The sequence below is a fragment of the Alteromonas sp. ABH4_457 genome, from assembly GCF_056160625.1.
The window spans coordinates 297,065-315,573 of record NZ_JBSWXN010000007.1 but is presented as its reverse complement, the minus strand read 5'-3'; the positions used below and the strand labels follow the sequence as shown (position 1 = coordinate 315,573).

General features: G+C 48.6%; 18 protein-coding genes. 9 read left to right on the top strand and 9 right to left on the bottom strand.

From position 1 onward, the window contains the following. Nucleotides 1-20 precede the first annotated feature (20 nt). From ACXAGR_RS19145 to zwf, 5 genes are read right to left on the bottom strand one after another with little or no spacing between them, the layout of a single operon-like run. Entirely contained in the window at nt 21-665 is a 645-nt protein-coding gene (locus ACXAGR_RS19145) for a bifunctional 4-hydroxy-2-oxoglutarate aldolase/2-dehydro-3-deoxy-phosphogluconate aldolase (RefSeq protein ID WP_119501090.1), read from the bottom strand. Next, nucleotides 662-1,621 (bottom strand): glucokinase, encoded by a 960-nt coding sequence (locus tag ACXAGR_RS19140; protein WP_474845737.1) that lies wholly within the window; start codon nt 1,619-1,621, stop codon nt 662-664. Before ACXAGR_RS19140 ends, ACXAGR_RS19145 begins: the two co-directional genes overlap by 4 nt. Further along, nucleotides 1,618-3,447, bottom strand: coding sequence for a phosphogluconate dehydratase (gene edd / locus ACXAGR_RS19135; RefSeq protein WP_474845735.1), 1,830 nt, complete (start codon nt 3,445-3,447; stop codon nt 1,618-1,620). Before edd ends, ACXAGR_RS19140 begins: the two co-directional genes overlap by 4 nt. 9 nt (nt 3,448-3,456) lie before the next feature. Continuing rightward, complete coding sequence (pgl, locus tag ACXAGR_RS19130) at nt 3,457-4,149, bottom strand: 6-phosphogluconolactonase (RefSeq protein WP_474845733.1); 693 nt, start codon at nt 4,147-4,149, stop codon at nt 3,457-3,459. A gap of 1 nt (nt 4,150) precedes the next feature. Then, nucleotides 4,151-5,647, bottom strand: a complete 1,497-nt coding sequence (zwf, locus tag ACXAGR_RS19125; RefSeq protein ID WP_474845731.1) for a glucose-6-phosphate dehydrogenase — start codon at nt 5,645-5,647, stop codon at nt 4,151-4,153. 282 nt (nt 5,648-5,929) lie between these two features. On the opposite strand from zwf, the gene ACXAGR_RS19120 reads away from it, so the two are divergent. Both ACXAGR_RS19120 and pyk read left to right on the top strand, forming a co-directional pair. Next, nucleotides 5,930-6,781 (top strand): MurR/RpiR family transcriptional regulator, encoded by an 852-nt coding sequence (locus ACXAGR_RS19120; RefSeq protein ID WP_119501085.1) that lies wholly within the window; start codon nt 5,930-5,932, stop codon nt 6,779-6,781. A gap of 286 nt (nt 6,782-7,067) precedes the next feature. Next, a complete protein-coding gene (pyk, locus tag ACXAGR_RS19115) occupies nt 7,068-8,504 on the top strand; it encodes a pyruvate kinase (RefSeq protein WP_119501084.1) in 1,437 nt (478 codons plus the stop codon). 112 nt (nt 8,505-8,616) lie between these two features. On the opposite strand, the gene ACXAGR_RS19110 is transcribed toward pyk, so the two are convergent. Next, nucleotides 8,617-9,168 carry an NAD(P)H nitroreductase gene (locus ACXAGR_RS19110; RefSeq protein ID WP_474851971.1) on the bottom strand — a complete coding sequence of 184 codons (552 nt, stop codon included), beginning with the start codon at nt 9,166-9,168 and terminating at the stop codon, nt 8,617-8,619. Nucleotides 9,169-9,400: 232 nt separating this feature from the next. On the opposite strand from ACXAGR_RS19110, the gene sppA reads away from it, so the two are divergent. Next, nucleotides 9,401-11,260, top strand: a complete 1,860-nt coding sequence (gene sppA, locus ACXAGR_RS19105; RefSeq protein WP_474851969.1) for a signal peptide peptidase SppA — start codon at nt 9,401-9,403, stop codon at nt 11,258-11,260. 6 nt (nt 11,261-11,266) lie between these two features. Then, nucleotides 11,267-11,779 (top strand): SprT family zinc-dependent metalloprotease, encoded by a 513-nt coding sequence (locus ACXAGR_RS19100; protein ID WP_474851967.1) that lies wholly within the window; start codon nt 11,267-11,269, stop codon nt 11,777-11,779. 91 nt (nt 11,780-11,870) lie between these two features. Here the strand turns inward: ACXAGR_RS19100 and yfbV are convergent, their stop codons facing one another. Next, entirely contained in the window at nt 11,871-12,320 is a 450-nt protein-coding gene (gene yfbV / locus ACXAGR_RS19095) for a terminus macrodomain insulation protein YfbV (protein WP_119501081.1), read from the bottom strand. Nucleotides 12,321-12,593: 273 nt separating this feature from the next. On the opposite strand from yfbV, the gene trxB reads away from it, so the two are divergent. The 4 genes from trxB (at nt 12,594) to infA (ending at nt 15,351) form a co-directional block, all read left to right on the top strand. Then, nucleotides 12,594-13,559 (top strand): thioredoxin-disulfide reductase, encoded by a 966-nt coding sequence (gene trxB / locus ACXAGR_RS19090; protein WP_474851965.1) that lies wholly within the window; start codon nt 12,594-12,596, stop codon nt 13,557-13,559. 39 nt (nt 13,560-13,598) lie between these two features. Continuing rightward, on the top strand, nt 13,599-14,348 hold the full coding sequence (aat, locus tag ACXAGR_RS19085) for a leucyl/phenylalanyl-tRNA--protein transferase (RefSeq protein ID WP_474851963.1): 750 nt from the start codon (nt 13,599-13,601) through the stop codon (nt 14,346-14,348). Beyond that, complete coding sequence (locus tag ACXAGR_RS19080) at nt 14,345-15,058, top strand: arginyltransferase (RefSeq protein ID WP_474845719.1); 714 nt, start codon at nt 14,345-14,347, stop codon at nt 15,056-15,058. Before aat ends, ACXAGR_RS19080 begins: the two co-directional genes overlap by 4 nt. Before the next feature lie 74 nt (nt 15,059-15,132). Beyond that, on the top strand, nt 15,133-15,351 hold the full coding sequence (infA, locus tag ACXAGR_RS19075) for a translation initiation factor IF-1 (protein ID WP_070124261.1): 219 nt from the start codon (nt 15,133-15,135) through the stop codon (nt 15,349-15,351). Between the two features lie 84 nt (nt 15,352-15,435). On the opposite strand, the gene clpA is transcribed toward infA, so the two are convergent. After that, a complete protein-coding gene (clpA, locus tag ACXAGR_RS19070; RefSeq protein ID WP_119501078.1) occupies nt 15,436-17,712 on the bottom strand; it encodes an ATP-dependent Clp protease ATP-binding subunit ClpA in 2,277 nt (758 codons plus the stop codon). Between the two features lie 24 nt (nt 17,713-17,736). Further along, a complete protein-coding gene (gene clpS / locus ACXAGR_RS19065) occupies nt 17,737-18,057 on the bottom strand; it encodes an ATP-dependent Clp protease adapter ClpS (protein ID WP_119501077.1) in 321 nt (106 codons plus the stop codon). A 202-nt stretch (nt 18,058-18,259) separates the two neighbouring features. Between clpS and cspD the strand changes: the two genes are divergently transcribed. Beyond that, nucleotides 18,260-18,478 carry a cold shock domain-containing protein CspD gene (gene cspD / locus ACXAGR_RS19060; RefSeq protein WP_119501076.1) on the top strand — a complete coding sequence of 73 codons (219 nt, stop codon included), beginning with the start codon at nt 18,260-18,262 and terminating at the stop codon, nt 18,476-18,478. Nucleotides 18,479-18,509 lie beyond the last annotated feature (31 nt).

Sequence of the window (18,509 nt, the reverse complement as noted above, 5' to 3'; positions counted from 1 at the left end):
CAAAATCAGAGAATTTGTACTCAGGCTTTGGCACCGTCACAGGCTTCTTTTGCCAGTTGGGTGATCTTGTCCCAGTCGCCGCTTTCAATGGCATCATCAGGTGCAACCCATGAACCGCCAACACAACGAACGTTAGACAGAGCCAGGTAGTCGTTGTAGTTAGCCGGACCGATACCGCCTGTAGGACAGAATGTCACATCAGGGAAAGGACCGCCGATAGATTTAAGCGCCTTCACGCCACCTGATGCTTCAGCAGGGAAGAATTTCAGGTGGTCATAACCCGCATCCTTCGCTGTCATCAGATCAGAAATTGAAGAAATACCCGGAATTAACGGAATATCGTAGCCTTTACCGGCTTCCAGCAGTGCTTCTGTAAGACCCGGGCTGATAGCGAATTTCGCACCTGCTTCAACAACCTGTTTAAGCTGCTGTGCATTGGTAACAGTACCCGCACCGATAATCGCTTCAGGTACTTCGTCTGCGATTTTCTTAATCACATCCAGAGCAACAGGTGTACGCAGTGTGACTTCCAGCACCTTAATGCCACCTGCAATCAGTGCTTTTGCCAGTGGCACAGCTTTGTCCAGGTCCTTAATTACCAGTACCGGGACTACCGGGCCAGCAGCAAAAATGTCTGCCGGTGTATAGTTAGCGTTCGTTGTCATAGTTCACTCGCTGTATGTTGTTTCAGGTATGCAGATGCACCTAATAATCCGTGGTCGGGCTCTGCAATCAGATAAGTTGGAATGTCTTTCACGTAATGCTTCATCTGGCCTTTGGCCTCGAAGCGGGCACGGAAGTCACTCTCTTTTAAGAATTCTGCAAAACGGTTCGCAATACCGCCGCCGATGAAAATACCACCGGTGGTAGCCATGTTCAGTGCCAGGTTACCGGCAAAACTGCCCATGATACGGCAGAACTGAGTCAGAGTTTGTACGCACACATCGCATTCACCGGACAACGCACGTTCAGTAACCTGAGACGGTTCTGTGTGTGTTACCGGTACGTTATTGTGTAATGCCAGCGCCTTGTAGATGTTCATCAGTCCGCGACCAGACATCACCTCTTCAGCAGATGCGCGACCGTGTTCATTTTGCAGGTAGCGCCAGATCACCACATCTGTTTCATCAACAGGGGCGAAATCAACATGACCACCCTCGCCGTCCAGAGTTTGCCAGCCTGAAGACGTCATGGTGATGTGTTCTACACCTAACCCGGTGCCCGGACCAAATACAGCGATATTGCCGTTGGTTTTCGCCGTGCCGGTTCCGATTTGCACCACCTGATCATCACCTAATACCGGTAATGAATGCGCCACGGCTGTGAAATCATTGATCACAAACAGATTGTCCAGCTTCAACTGACTACGTAATGCAGTTTGTGAGAATGCCCAGCTGTGGTTCGTCATCTCTACCTGGTCACCCAGTACCGGACAGGCAATAGCAATACAACCTGACGTAAAGGTGAACTGAGGTAAATCTGCGAAATACTGACCAATAGCCAAATCAATACTGGCAAAATCTCTGCACTGGTATTTGATGATATTGTCTACACCGGTATCAGTTACACGGGCAAGACGAATGTTCGTCCCGCCGACATCTGCAACAAAAAGTGCCGTCATAGCGCCTGCTCCTGAGTTACAAACAATGAACACGCGCCTTCTTCAGCACCGGACAGAATATTTCTGTAACCGGAGAACAGTTCACGTCCCATACCTTCCTGATGATGCGCCAGGTCCGCTTCTTTTGCGGTACGTGCAGCCAGAGTTTCGTCATCCACCAGCAATGTCAGTTCACCGGTTTCTGTATTCAGTTCGATGAGGTCGCCGGATTCCACTTTCGCCAGCATGCCGCCTTTATAGGCTTCCGGGGTAACATGGATAGCAGCGGGTACTTTACCTGACGCACCGGACATACGTCCGTCTGTTACCAGCGCGACTTTGAATCCGCGGTCCTGTAACACACCCAGAGGTGGTGTTAAGCGGTGCAGTTCAGGCATACCAATCGCTGACGGGCCCTGGAAACGCACAACGATAATGCAGTCTTTGTCCAGCTCACCGGACTTAAACGCCGCATCCAGTTCGAACTGATCTTCGAACACCACAGCAGGTGCTTTAATGTGGCAAACCGGCGACTTAAGCGCAGACGTTTTGATAACGCCACGACCCAGGTTACCGCGAAGTACGCAAACACCACCGTCAGGCTTAAAGGGTTTCTCAATAGTGGCCAGTACCTCTTTATCAAGAGATTCAACCGGACCGTCACGCCATTCAAGTTCACCGTCTTTCAGAACCGGCTCTTTGGTGTATAAATCCAGACCGTCACCACAAATTGTCTTAACGTCATTGTGCAGCAGACCTGCATCCAGCAGCTGTTTGAACAACAGCGACATACCACCGGCAGCGACAAAATGGTTAATGTCAGCGTGACCATTCGGATAGATACGGGTAATTAACGGTGTGGCATCAGACAGATCTGAGAAGTCGTCCCAGTTAACCAGAATACCGGCTGCACGGGCAATCGCCACAAGGTGCATGGTGTGGTTAGTTGAACCACCGGTCGCCAGTAATGCAACGATACCGTTAACAATGGCTTTCTCGTCAACAATATGACCAATCGGCGTGTAGTTGTCGCCCAGGTCAGTGATACGGGTTGCCTGAACGGATGCTGCTTTTGTCAGTGCATCACGTAGTGGCGTGCCCGGATTAACAAACGATGAACCCGGCAGATGCAGACCCATAGTCTCAACAACCAGCTGGTTAGAGTTCGCTGTACCATAGAAAGTACAGGTACCGGCAGAGTGGTAAGACTGAGATTCTGCTTCAAGTAATTTGTCGCGCCCGACTTTACCCTGTGCAAATTCCTGACGGACACGGGCTTTTTCTTTGTTTGGCAGACCTGAAGGCATTGGTCCGGCAGGAATGAAAACAGTCGGTAAGTGACCAAAGGCCAGTGACCCCATCAGTAATCCTGGGACAATTTTGTCACAGATCCCCAGCATCAGAGCGCCGTCGAACATGTTGTGAGACAGACCCACTGCGGTCGCCTGGGCAATAATGTCACGGCTCATCAGGCTCAGATCCATGCCCGGGTTACCCTGAGTAACACCATCACACATGGCCGGTACACCACCGGCGAACTGCGCTACGCTGCCCACCTGACGGATGGCTTCTTTAATGATTGCCGGATACGCTTCGTACGGCTGGTGAGCCGACAGCATATCGTTGTAAGAAGAGATGATTGCGATATTGGCTTTCGTCATTGAACGCAAATCGGCTTTGTCATCACTGCCACAAGCGGCGAAGCCGTGAGCCAGGTTACCACAGGACAGCACACCACGGTGCGGCCCCTGGCGGCGGGCCTTTTCTATTTTTTCCAGATAGGCCTTACGGGTTGCTTTACTGCGTTCAATAATTCGCTGTGTTACTTCAGCAATTTGAGAATTCATGATCTGCTCCTAGGGTGCCCACATCAGCGTGACATCAGCACGGTTGACAACTGCGGTAACGGGTTTTTCCAGCTCAGTTGCATTAGCAATGGCGTCTTCTAAAACCGCTTTTTTCTTTTCACCGGTGAGGTGAATAAAGATATTGCGACTGTTTAACAGCGCAGGCAGTGTCAGTGAAATACGTTGGTGAGGGGCCGTGGTGGGTTGGGTAGCGATACAAATTTTACCACTCGCCAGATCCAGACCATCCGCAACCTGCTCCGAACACGGAAACAGTGATGCTGTGTGGCCATCTTCGCCCATACCGAGAATAAGCGCGTCGAAAGGCTGGCTGAAACTGGACAGGCGGTTTTCCGCCTCGGCGATACCATCATTGGCATCTGCATCATTCGTTTTCAAAGTGACAAAATTAGCGGCTGCTGCTTTGTTCTGAATCAGGTTTTCACGCACCAGCTTTGTATTGCTGGCGTCGTCATTTTCACCAACCCAACGCTCATCAGCCAGCGTAATGTCAACTTTATCCCAGGCAAGATCAGTCTGGCTAAGCTGTTTGAACAGAGCCAGAGGTGTTCTGCCCCCGCTCACTACCAGACTGGCGCGACCACGTTCTGCAATACCTTTTTCCAGCAGTGAAATAAGCGTGTCTGCAAATGCACTGGTCAGTGCATCTGCATTGTCAAAAGCATTAATTGTCAAAGCCATCTTATTTCTTCTTCCGTATTGTTTTGCTTTCATACCAACTACGGTTAGCGCGGGCTAATAACCCGATAGAATCTACCGGTCCCCACGTACCAGCCTGATAAGGCTCCGGTGGCTCATTAGTTTGCTTCCACGCTTCAAGAATTGAATCAACCCAGTTCCACGCCTGTTCAATTTCATCACGGCGAACGAACAGAGCCTGGTTGCCCAGCATCACTTCAAGTAACAGCTTTTCATAAGCATCAGGAATGCGGTCGTCGCCGAATGCATCCGAGAAACTCAAGTCGAGTTTTGACTTTTGCAGGTCCATTGAACCTGAGCTGGTCAGACCCGGTACCTTATTCATTACGGTGATTTCAACACCTTCGTCAGGCTGCAGACGGATAACCAGTTTATTAGGCGGCAGATTCTGGAAGCTGTCACCGAACAGGTTGTGTGGCTGGCGTTTGAAGTAAATCACAACTTCAGACACTTTAGTCGGCAAACGCTTACCTGTTCTTAAATAAAACGGCACGCCGGCCCAGCGCCAGTTGTCGATGTCGGCCTTGATGGCAACGAAGCTTTCAGTACGGCTGCGGGTGTTGGCACCCTCTTCTTCCAGATAGCCAGGTACTTCTTCACCCTTAACGAAACCAGACGTGTACTGACCACGAACTGTTGATTCGTTGATATTACTCAGGTTAATCGGACGTAAGGCTTTCAGTACTTTCAGTTTTTCATCACGGATACTGTCGGCATTCAGGTTTGCCGGCGGTTCCATGGCAATCAGACTGAGAATTTGCAACAGGTGGTTCTGCACCATGTCACGCATTTGACCAGCGTCATCAAAATAGCCCCAACGGCCTTCAATCCCTACCGACTCAGCAACAGTAATCTGTACGTGGTCAATGGAGTTGTGGTCCCAGTTGGTAGCAAATATGGAGTTAGCAAAACGCAGGGCAATCAGGTTAAGAACGGTTTCTTTACCCAGATAGTGGTCAATGCGGTAGATTTGCGATTCTTTAAAGTATTCTGAAACCTGGTCATTAATGACTTTAGAAGATTCAAGATCGTGACCGATTGGTTTTTCCAGCACTACACGTACGGAGCTGTCGATAATATCGCAGCTGTGCAGACCACGGCAGATGTCACCGTAGATAGCCGGCGGAGTCGCCAGATAGCAAACCATAATGCGGTCTGCATCTACTACTGAATCAAAAACGCGGTAGCTTTCAGTATTCTTCATATCCACACAAGCATATTGCAGACGGGCTTCAAGGCGGGCCCAGGTATCTTCGCAAACTTGTTTGGAACCAAATTTTTCGATGTTGTTACGGACTTCTTTCTTGTAGTCCTCAGTGCTCAGGTCCTGACGCGCTACACCAATAATTTTGGTATCAGGGTGAATGAGCTCAGCTTTTTCCAGCTGATATAAGGACGGCAATAGTTTCCGTCGTGAGAGATCCCCTAACGTGCCAAACAGCACAAAATCACAGGGTTCAAAGGAATTATCCATTACCATATTTCGTCGACCTTCTTAATGATAATCCAGATAACAGTTCGATACTGTCAGGCAACGCAGATGAACTGTCTCGTCGTTGTTAGCACATAGTTAACACCAAATGTAGTAAAATTACAACTTGAGTCATCTATGACACGTTAAAGAGGTATTTATTCGCTGAATACCCGCCATTCTGTTGCTTCGATTGTCAAAAAATTACATTTTTCTTGTCACCCGAGTCACTTTGGGTAGTATAGAAAGCTGGAATGATTATAACTTTACCTTACTTTTCGCTATATCCGTATGAATATTCTTGAGAAAATTACGCAAAATAAAGCCGCTTTCAGCAAGTCTGAGCGCAAAGTTGCCGAAATAATATTGGCCAACCCGCAAACGGCAATTCATTCGAGTATAGCAACGCTCGCTAAAATGTCTGATGTCAGTGAGCCGACAGTAAACCGTTTTTGCCGCCGCCTGGACACCAAAGGCTTCCCGGATTTTAAATTGCATCTGGCACAAAGCTTAGCGAATGGCACGCCGTATGTTAACCGTCATGTAGATGAAAGTGACGGCCCGGGTGAATACACCAACAAAATTTTCGAAAGCACCATGGCATCCCTCGAAGTTGCGCGGCAGTCCATTGACGTCAATGTTGTTAACCGTGTTGTTGATCTGTTGACTCAGGCACAAAAAATTTCATTTTTTGGCCTCGGCGCCTCGGCCTCTGTAGCCCATGACGCGCTGAATAAGTTTTTCCGCTTCAATGTGCCCGTGGTTTACTTTGAAGATATTCTGATGCAACGCATGAGTTGCATGAACTGCACAGACGGCGATGTGGTTGTATTGATTTCCCACACCGGCAGAACCAAAAGCCTGGTCGAGATTGCCCAGATTGCCCGCAGTAACGATGCCACTGTCGTTGGTATCACCTCTGCAGACAGCCCCTTATCACGTGAATGCAGTTACGTATTGTCTCTGGAAGTGCCGGAAGACACTGACATGTACATGCCCATGGCGAGCCGTATTGCCCAGCTTACCTTAATTGATGTACTGGCCACCGGCTTCACCCTGCGTCGTGGCAATAAATTCAGAGAAAATCTCAAGCGGGTCAAAGACACCCTTCGTGGTTCTCGTTTTGACAAGCGTGACTTATAACAGTTCATTCCAGCTGATTTATTGAAGACCGCTTTTACCAGCGGTTTTTTTTTAACCATTTTTTCTTCTTCCTGCGTTCAGATTAGTTCACACCTCACTGGTAAGGCCAGTGAGGAAAAATGTTCTTTGCATTCACATTTTTGTCAGATTGCTCTACTATTCTGTAATAAAATTACGTAAAAGCATTACAGCAACATAAATCGAACATTTTTTCGACATTATTGTCAATGTAAGTAACGTGTGTAGAAGCCTCCCTGTTAACGACGAAGAACAAGCGACGAATCATATGACCAGAAGAACAAAGATACTTGCCACATTAGGACCAGCAACAGACACCATCGAACGCATTGAAGCCATCATCGCAGCAGGTGCAAACACAGTGCGGATGAACTTCTCTCACGGTCAGGCTGAAGATCACATTGAGCGTGCGAAGAAAGTACGTCAGGCAGCAAAGAACTTAAATAAATATGTCGCCATTCTCGGTGATTTGCAGGGCCCTAAAATTCGTGTAGCCCGGTTTAAAGAAGGCGCTGTAAATCTTGATGTAGGCGCACCTTTTACCCTTGATGCTGAAATGGCGAAGGATGACGGTGACGTGAACGCAGTAGGCATCGACTATAAAGCGCTGCCTGACGACGTAAACACCGGCGACATTCTGCTACTCGACGATGGCCGTATTCAACTGGAAGTTACAGAAGTAGCCGGTCGTAAAGTGCATACAAAAGTAACCGTAGGCGGAAAACTGTCTAACAATAAAGGCATCAACCGTCAGGGCGGTGGTCTGTCTGCCGAAGCTCTGACTGCGAAAGACAAAGAAGATATTAAAACTGCCGCCAAAATCGGCGTTGATTATCTGGCAGTGTCCTTCCCCCGTTCAGGTGCAGACCTGAACTACGCCCGCGAGCTGGCCCGCGAAGCCGGTTGTGAAGCACTAATCTGTGCCAAAGTAGAACGTGCTGAAGCCGTTGCTACCGATGAAGCCATTGACGATATTATCAGTGCATCTGACGCCGTTATGGTTGCCCGTGGTGACCTGGGTGTGGAGATCGGTGATGCAGAGCTGGTAGGTGTTCAGAAGAAACTGATTGCCCGCTCTCGTCAACTGAATAAAGTTGTCATTACTGCCACGCAGATGATGGAATCAATGATCACCAGCCCGATGCCAACCCGTGCAGAAGTGATGGACGTGGCGAACGCCGTACTGGACGGTACGGATGCAGTGATGTTATCGGCGGAAACTGCTGCCGGTAATTACCCTGTTGAAACAGTGAGAGCCATGGCACGGGTTTGTGAAGGTGCAGAAACACACCCCAGCGTTAAACTGTCCAAGCACAGAATGGATACAGTGTTCTCTACGGTCAGTGAAACAGTGGCGTTGTCTGCAGTTTATGCTGCTAACCACCTGCCAAGCATCAAAGCTATTGTTGCATTAACTGAAAGTGGTAATACGCCTAAGCTGATGTCACGTATTACCACCGGTTTACCTATCATAGCTATGTCACGTCACGAAGCCACGCTTAATGCAATGGCACTTTACCGTGGTGTGAAGCCGGTATTCTTTGATTCCCGCGACAGTGAACCGGGTCAGCTGAAACACGACACCATGGCAGCACTGAAAGCCATCGGTCTGGTGAAAGAAGGTGACAGTGTGATCATGACTTACGGCGATGAAATGGAAAAAATCGGTGCGACCAACGCGCTGAAAATTGTTCAGGTAGATTAATACTGACTCAATTTAATGTCCGTTCAACGGATACAGGAAGGCCGGCAATGTTGCCGGCCTTTTGCTTTGTGCTTATCACTGATGCGGTCAACGCCGGTCAGGATTGAAACGATCAGTGCCAGTAAGTGAAAAACGGCGTGCTGTCCGGACGTATTACCGGCGGCGTATCGATTGCCGGTGTGCCTAAATATAAAAATCCGGCTATTTCATCTTCTTCATTTAACGACAATGCCTTTCTCACCAGCTCACAATGGGCGTAGGCGCCGGTCCGCCATATTCCGTTAAATCCTTGCGCCTGAGCAGCCATTTGCATGGCCATTACCGCACAGGCTGTCGACGCGACCTGCTCTACACGGGGCACTTTTTCGTGCTCTTTATACGTTGTGATGGCCACAATCACCATAGGAGCTCGAAGTGGCAACTGCGGGGCACGTTCTATTTCTTTGGCGGATTTGTCGTTTTCAATAGCAGACTGCTCAAACACAGAACCGAGTTTTACCAACCCCTGCCCTTCACACACAATAAAACGCCATGGCGTAAGCGCCGCATGGTCCGGCGCACGTAAAGCGGCCTGAAAAATATTTTCCAGGGCATCGCCCTCCGGCGCAGGGGCTTTGAGTCTGGGTTGGGAACGACGGTTTAACAGCAGGTCAAGAGCTTCCAATTGCGGTTCTCCTTATACACATCGGGAAATACATTGATGAAAGCACAATGTATCAGCGGCGTGGTGCAGATGAAACAGCTTTTACCAAACTTATCCCTCAATGATGTATATTCACAGTAAATCAGGCCTGTAGCGCTTGTTTACCGCTATCACAATTCATTACAATTTAAGTTAGCTATCCTTCGTGGTTCCGTTACCATGAACTAAACATCCGTCTGAGGTACAAAGCAATATGGCAGCAAAAGGAAGCTGGACGAAAGCATTATTCACAGGACTATGGACAGTACTGAATTTCGCCAGAAAACTCGTATTTAATCTTATTTTTCTGGTTCTTGTTATTGGCGTCATTATTGCCATCAGTAGCAGTGAAGATCCCATCTCGGTAAAACCTGACAGTGCATTATTATTGCAGCTGAACGGTAACCTGGTCATTGAAAAAGAGCAGGTCGACCCGTTTTCACAATTCATGCAGGAAGCGTTTGGTGAAGAACCGGAAAACCCGGAAGTGCTGGTACGTGATGTGGTTAAGGTACTGAATAACGCCAGGCAGGACTCCCGCATAAAAGCGCTCATTCTGGATTTGTCCGGGTTACAGGGCGGCGGACTGGATAAACTCCGCACCGTAGCCGCTGCCATCGATGACTTTAAGACCGAAAAACCGGTCTACGCTATCGGCGACTACTACAGCCAGAATCAATATTACCTTGCAGCACGTGCTGATCATATTTACCTGAATCCAATGGGCGGTGTGATGTTTGAAGGTTACGGCCGCTTTGGCATGTACTTTAAAGACATGCTGGAGAAATTACGCATTACGACACATATCTTCCGTGTTGGTACGTACAAATCTGCCGTAGAGCCGTTTATCCGTAATGACATGTCTGACGCGGCAAAAGAAGCAAACAAGTTGTGGCTCGACACTTACTGGTCACAATACAAAGCTGATGTGGCTGCTGCCCGTGGTATTGATGTCAGTAACTTCGATGAAGAACTGGACGTTCTGCTGAACAAGTTTGAAGAAGCCGGTGCAGATTTCGCTAAATATGCACTGAACAACGGCTGGGTGGATGCCCTTAAAACCCGGGAAGAAGTCCGTCAGGAACTGGTTGCTTTAGTCGGAACGGATGAAAACAAACTGGGTGTCAACGTTACCCCTTTTAATACTTACCTGAAAGCCGTTAATCCGCCGTTACCCAAAATTGGTAACACGAAGGATAAAGTCGCAATTGTGGTAGCCAAAGGCGAAATCCTCGACGGTAATCAGCCCGCCGGCACAATCGGTGGGGACAGCACAGCACGCTTATTACGACAGGCCCGTCTGGATGATACGGTGAAAGCTGTCGTTCTGCAGGTCGATTCACCGGGAGGCAGTTCATTTGCATCCGAAATTATCCGTCAGGAAGTGCTGGAACTGCAAAGCGCCGGTAAACCTGTCGTTGTGTCTATGAGCACCTATGCAGCGTCCGGCGGTTACTGGATTTCTGCACCGGCAGATAAAATCATTGCTTCTCCCAGCACTATCACTGGCTCCATCGGTGTGTTTGGTATGTTTCTTACCTTCGAGGATTCACTGGAATATCTTGGCATTAACACCGACGGTGTTGCATCTACCGAAATTGCCGGTATGTCAGCACTGCGCGAGTTGGATCCCCGCTTTGGTGAAATCCTCCAGCGCAATGTGGAAAGTGCTTATCGCCAGTTCATCACCATGGTGGGTGAATCCCGCGGTATGAGCCCTGAAGCGGTTGATAAAATTGCCCAGGGCCGTGTATGGATTGGTAGTCAGGCACTGGAACTGGGTTTGGTAGACGAACTGGGCGACCTTGATGATGCCGTCGCATCCGCTGCTGAAATTGCCGGTCTGGAAACCTGGGACACCCAGTACGTAGAGCGTATCCTGTCTCCTCAGGAACAATTCTGGAAAGAGTTTTTCGGCCAGGCGCTGGTGTGGGGTGCAAAAATGCAATTCGCTGATAACGACAGTCACCTGATGAAAATGGTGAAGAACCTGTTAGCAGAAACCGGCACGGTAACCAACCTGAATGATCCACGCGGTGTATACACCCTGTGCCTTCAGTGTAAGGTGGACTAAGACCCGGTGACACTTAATCACTCTGAAAAAGAGGCGGTGATCCGTGAAGTTCACCGCCTCTTTGCTGTTGCAGAACGTTATTTTAGCCGCCCTTTCCCTTTGCCGGATGTATCTTTCAGGCGCAGCGGTAAAAACGCCGGCACCGCCTTTTTACAGCAGAACAGGGTTAACTTTCATCCTGTATTACTGGCTGCAAACAAAGCGGCATTTTTCAGTGATGTGATCCCACATGAAGTCAGTCATCTGATAACGTGGCATACAGCAGGCAAACGACGCAGAGTGAAACCTCACGGTCCGGAATGGCAGACTGTCATGCAACATGTTTACGGCGTATCCCCTTCAACGACACATGACTTCGACTTATCCGTACTGGGCCTGACAACCTTTAACTACCGCTGCGGCTGCCAGACTATAGCATTGTCGGTGAGAAGGCATAATAATGTGAAAAAGGGCATGACTTATCGCTGCAGACGATGCGGGGAAAATCTGGTATTCGTTAAGAACAGCGAAGCAACGTAAGCTGACTGAAAATATAAGAAGGCTTAAAAAAGGTTTAAAAACCTGGCAGTCAGGTGACGCAGTAACACGTCACCGGTAGCAGAAACGGGTTTCAGTTAAACCATTTTTGCGTGAAAACGCGGTCGAGTTCACTGAATGCTGTTTTCAGCGTAGCCGCCAGTTCACGATATTTAGGCTGAGAACGCATTGCCTGCAATTCACAACCTTCTGCTGCCATTTTACGGTGAACTTCCTGATACCAGCTTTTAATTTGCGGCGGCAGAGTCTGATTCGAGCGGTGCCCCAACCAGAGTAAGCCCTGTAATGGCAGGCTGATGAAGAACAACCCAATTGCCATCGCCTGCGGCAGGTATGCACTTCCCAGCACATTTAACATCATTCCCGCGGCCACAATGGCCAGAGGCGGCATGGCTTTGATAGCCAGCTTTGTAGCACTGACGACACGGCACTCCGGAAAGAAAGCATAAAGCTCCCGTTTTACCGGCCAGGTATTCATATAGTCTTGTCCGTCACGCAGAAGCGTAATTACTGATTGTGACATGCCTGCTCTCCTGCCGGTGCTGACCCCGGTCAACGTCTGGATTTTGTTTTATTAAACTACAAATAATCCCGGATGTATTCAGCATTCTATACTAAATATACTGCGGTTTGGTTTATTATAGCCCGGTTAACGGCTCAGGTTACATTACTGACATATATTGTAATGAAAAGTCATACTCAATTCAGGTTGAATATGCGATATTGACCCACATAAAGATACCATCATTTAAAGGCTCGTTGTCAGCGGCGATGAGTGAAAGCATTGGAGATAGAAATGGCAGAAAGCAGACACGTCCGTCTACTTATTCTGGGCTCTGGCCCGGCAGGATATTCCGCAGCAGTCTATGCGGCCAGAGCAAACCTTGAACCTGTACTGTTAACAGGTATTCAGCAGGGTGGACAGTTAACAACAACCACAGAAGTTGAAAACTGGCCGGGCGACCCTGAAGGACTGACAGGTCCTGATCTGATGGTACGCATGCAAAAACACGCAGAGAAATTCAATACAGAAATCATTTTTGACCACATCAACAAAACTGATTTCAGTAAGCGCCCGTTCACCCTTTACGGTGATTCAGGCACTTATACCTGTGATGCACTGATCATCGCAACCGGTGCTTCTGCGAAATACCTGGGTCTGGAATCTGAAGAAGCGTTCAAAGGTAAAGGGGTCTCTGCCTGCGCAACCTGTGACGGATTCTTCTACCGTAACCAGAAAGTAGCGGTTGTGGGCGGCGGTAATACTGCCGTGGAAGAAGCACTGTATCTGTCGAACATCGCGTCTGAAGTTCACGTTATTCACCGTCGTGACACTTTCCGCAGTGAAAAAATTCTTGAGCAGCGTCTGCTGGACAAAGCAGAAAACGGTAACGTGGTTCTGCACCTGAATAAAACGCTGGACGAAGTGCTGGGCGATGAAATGGGCGTAACTAAAGTCCGTATCGCTGACACGCAGTCTGATGCCAAAGAAGAAATCGATGTAATGGGCCTGTTTATTGCCATTGGCCACAAGCCGAACACGGATATTTTCGAAGATCAGCTTGAAATGAAAGACGGCTATATTGTTGTTCAGAGCGGTCTGCAGGGTAATGCCACACAAACCTCGGTGGAAGGTATTTTTGCTGCCGGTGATGTGAGCGATCATATTTATCGTCAGGCAATTACCTCAGCCGGCACCGGTTGTATGGCTGCACTGGATGCAGAAAAATTCCTCGACGGTTTCCGCCCGGAACAAGGCTGATAACTGAGGTACGGGGCAGCTTCCCTGCCCCGTGATTCCATGATTGAACTTCCTTACCTGAATGTTGATACGCCTTTTCCGCCTGTTTCAACTGCACTGAAAGAACCTGACGGCCTGCTGGCTTACGGCGCAACACTGGACGCTCCCCGGTTATTTCAGGCTTACTCCAACGGCATTTTCCCCTGGTTCAGCGATGATGAGCCGGTACTCTGGTGGTCGCCGGATCCAAGAGCAATCATTGAGCTGGATGGCTTTCACGTATCTAAAAGTCTGAAAAAACTGGCAAAACGAAAACAGTACCGCGTCACGCTGAATGAAGATTTCTACGCGGTAATCCGTGCCTGCTCATCCATTCCCCGCTACCGGCCTGACAGTAATGAACTGTCGTCGGATACCTGGATCACCGGTGACATGATTACCGCATACGAAAGACTACACCGAGCCGGCATTGCCCACTCTGTTGAAGTATGGAATGAAGACAATCAACTGGCCGGCGGCTTGTACGGTGTGGCAGTAGGTGGTGTTTTTTGTGGTGAATCCATGTTCCACAAAGAACCGAATACATCCAAGCTGGCCATGCTGGCGCTGGTAAAACACATGCAAAACCATAATCTTGCATTTATTGACTGCCAGTTACCTACGGAACATTTGCAGTCCCTCGGGGCGCAAACCATTCCCAGAAGCACATTTATTGACCGCTTACGTCAACATAATGCTACAATAGACGAAGACGGCAGAATAACTGCCTCATACCGTAGTAGTTGGCAAGGTGGAAATATAACGCCATGAAGTTTGGGCTTACGCAGTCTTTCGCCTGCAGTTATTTACCGGATAAGAATGAACAGTTACTGGTATTTGCAGAAACTGAACAGGATCTCCGCTATCGTTACGGACAGCTGATTCAGGCTGGATTCCGTCGCAGCGGCGATCAAATTTACCGGCCCCACTGCCCCACCTGCGAAGCTTGCCAGTCGGTACGTATTCCTGTGGCACAGTTTTCGCCCTCAAGAAGTCAGCGACGTGTGCTGAAGCGCAACAGTCACCTCACCACTACGCTGTCATTAACACCGAAAGACGAATACTACCCTCTATACGAACGATACATTAATGAGCGCCATACCGACGGCAGCATGTATCCGGCTAACAGAGACCAGTATAACAGTTTCATTTTCTGCAACTGGAATCCCCCCGTATTTATTGAAGCGCGGGACGGAGATGAGCTGGTTGCAGTGGCCGTTACCGATGACATCCGTCATTGTGACGGTACAGCTTCTTTCTCAGCGCTGTATACGTTTTTTGCGCCTGAGTTATCGTCCTCGTCAATGGGCACGTGGATGATATTACAGCAAATCGCCCATGCTAAATCCGATGCCCGCAATTTTTTGTATCTCGGTTATCAGATAGACGAGTGCAATAAAATGAATTACAAAACGAAATTTTTGCCCCATGAACGTTTATTTGACATGAATTGGCAAAAATTCAGCTCAAATAAAGCCTGAACCCTTTACACACGGGCGTTTATTGGTTAATGTCTGCGCGGCAAAATTTTGACTTACTGAGGTAACTGCTTTTCATGGCAAAAGAAGATTCTATCGAAATGGAAGGAACCGTGGTTGACACACTTCCAAGCACACAATTCCGCGTTGAACTTGAGAACGGTCACGTTGTGACTGCACACATCTCCGGCAAAATGCGTAAGAACTATATCCGCATTCTTACTGGTGACAAGGTAACCGTAGAGATGACGCCGTACGATCTGACTAAAGGTCGCATCGTTTATCGTGCAAGATAATACTCAGTAGTCTGTAGAATCTTAAAAAAAGCCCGGTGATGTCACCGGGCTTTTTGTTTTTAAGTTGGGTTGAGTGCGAAATCCTTAGTTGGATTCCGCCTCTTCATTCCGGGTTTCCGCACCGGAGAAAGAGAACTCCAGTTTGTTTTCACCCAAATCGACTTTCACACTGCCACCTTTGCTCAACTCTCCGAACAACAGTTCGTTAGCCAGCTCTTTCTTCACTTCCTCTTTTATAAGGCGTGACATAGGCCGTGCGCCCATAGATTTATCGTAACCTTTCTCAGCAAGATACGCCCTTGCAGCCGGCGTGACTTCAAAGGTAACACCTTTGGTATCCAGCTGCGCTTCCAGTTCCACCAGGAACTTATCGACCACTTGCAGAATAACGTCGGTGCCAAGGTGATTGAACCAGATAATACCGTCAAGACGGTTACGGAACTCAGGGGTAAACACCTTGTTGATTTCCGACATGGCATCATGACTGTGATCCTGTTGCTGGAAGCCGATAGATTTACGTACGGTTTCCTGCACACCGGCATTGGTGGTCATGACCAGTACCACATTACGGAAATCAACCTTACGGCCGTTGTTATCCGTCAGCGTACCGTGATCCATGACCTGCAGCAGAATATTGTAAATATCACTGTGGGCTTTTTCGATTTCATCCAGCAGTACTACCGAATACGGGTTTTTAATGACTGCATCGGTAAGCAGACCGCCCTGATCGAACCCGACATATCCCGGAGGCGCACCGATTAAACGGCTCACCGCGTGGCGCTCCATATATTCCGACATATCGAAACGAATAAGCTCCACACCCATGATTTTTGCCAGTTGCTGTGTGACTTCCGTCTTACCTACACCGGTAGGACCGGCGAACAGAAAACTACCGATAGGCTTCTCTTCACTGCCCAGACCGGCACGGGATAAGTGAATCGCGTCTGTCAGCGTCTCAATGGCTTTGTCCTGACCAAATACCACCATTTTCAGGTCACGGCCAAGATGTTTCAGCGCCTGACGGTCGGAGGCAGACACGGACTTCTCAGGAATCCGGGCCATCTTTGCGATGATTTGCTCGATATCAGCCACATTGATGGTTTTCTTACGGCGGGACACCGGCAACAAACGCTGGCTGGCGCCTGCTTCGTCCATGACGTCAATGGCTTTGTCCGGCAAATGGCGTTCGTTGATGTACTTGGCAGACAGCTCTGCAGCAGCCTGAAGTGCTTTCTGGGTAAAACGAACGCTATGGTGCTCTTCGTAGCGGGACTTCAGACCCAGCAGGATCTTGGTCGTATCGCTCACTGAAGGCTCCACCACGTCGACTTTCTGGAAGCGACGTGCAAGTGCCCTGTCTTTTTCAAAAATGCCCTGGTATTCCTGATAGGTGGTAGAACCGATGCAACGCAATTCACCGGAACTCAGTTTTGGCTTCAGCAAATTAGATGCATCCATCACACCACCGGATGCCGCACCGGCACCGATGATCGTATGAATTTCATCAATAAATAAAATGGCGTTTTCGTCTTTGCTGAGTTCTTTAAGAATGGCTTTTAACCGTTTCTCAAAGTCACCGCGATACTTGGTACCGGCCAGCAAGCCGCCTAAGTCCAGAGAATACACCGTACTGTCAGCAATCACGTCCGGCACGTCATCGTTAACGATGCGGTAAGCTAAACCTTCCGCAATAGCCGTTTTACCTACGCCGGCTTCTCCCACCAGCAGCGGGTTGTTTTTACGGCGACGACACAGAATTTGAATTGTACGCTCAACTTCCGCATCACGTCCGATTAACGGGTCAATTTTTCCGTCCTTCGCCTGACGGTTCAGATCAGTAGAATATTTGCTCAGTGCAGAACCGGACTCTTCGCCCTCTGCTGTCTCTTCCTGACTTTCAGCACCGGCAGGACTTTCATCTTCATTTTTACTGACACCGTGACTGATGTAATTCACCACATCAAGACGGGTGACGTCAGCACGTTTGAGAATATAAACCGCCTGAGATTCCTGCTCGGAGAAAATAGCCACCAGCACGTTCGCGCCGGTGACTTCGTCTTTGCCTGATGACTGCACATGAAAAACCGCGCGCTGAAGTACACGCTGGAAACCTAAAGTTGGCTGCGTCTCACGGTCATTTGCCTGCTCATCCATGATGAGTGGCGTGGTATCTTTAACAAACTCGATAAGCTCGCTTTTGATTTGCTCGATATTGGCACCACACGCTTTAAGTGCGTCCCGGGCGGCAGAATTATCCATCAGCGCCAGCAACAGATGCTCTACCGTCATGAATTCGTGACGATGTTCTCTGGCAAACACGAAAGCTTCGTTCAGCGTTTGCTCTAACTCTTTATTCAACATATCGCTCGCCCTCTGTTAATAGACCTATGCCTGTTCCATGGTGCACATAAGCGGGTGTTGATGCTTACGCGCATACTGATTGACCTGCATCACTTTGGTTTCTGCAATCTCTGCAGTAAATATGCCACACACAGCACGTCCCTGATAATGTACGGTGAGCATAGTCTGATTGGCCTTCTCAGCATCCATATTAAAAAAATGCATGAGTACTTCGACCACGAAGTCCATCGGCGTGTAATCGTCGTTGTTCAACAACACTTTATACATTGGCGGCGGCTGCGTCTTTTGTCGCTCCGCAAGCCTCTCTTTTTCTCTGTCTATACTGATCGCGTTGTCTTTACTCATAGTACAATAATAGTGCCTTAGCGCAGATTAGCCGATTTTTTTGTAAATAAATAATCTTTAATTTACGCTTGACATTCAATGGTTAAAATATCTACAGTTTTAACTATGGCCATGCGAGTGACGCGCATAGCCATCGTGCTCCTCATATTTCTATTGTGGGGGCATAGTATTATGAGTTCAAGGATTAAGAGGAAGTCGATGTATGGCGGTTGGTAAAGTTAAATGGTTTAACAATGCTAAAGGATTTGGATTTATCGTTCCTGAGGACGGCGGAGAGGACATTTTTGCCCACTACTCCACCATTCAGATGGATGGATACCGTTCTCTCAAGGCAGGCCAGGAAGTAACGTTTGATGTACAGCAGGGTCCTAAGGGCCTTCACGCAGAAAACATTGGTGTTGTCGAAGAACCTGAACGTTAAATTCAAAAAAGCATCTCAAAGGGCTTTTTAC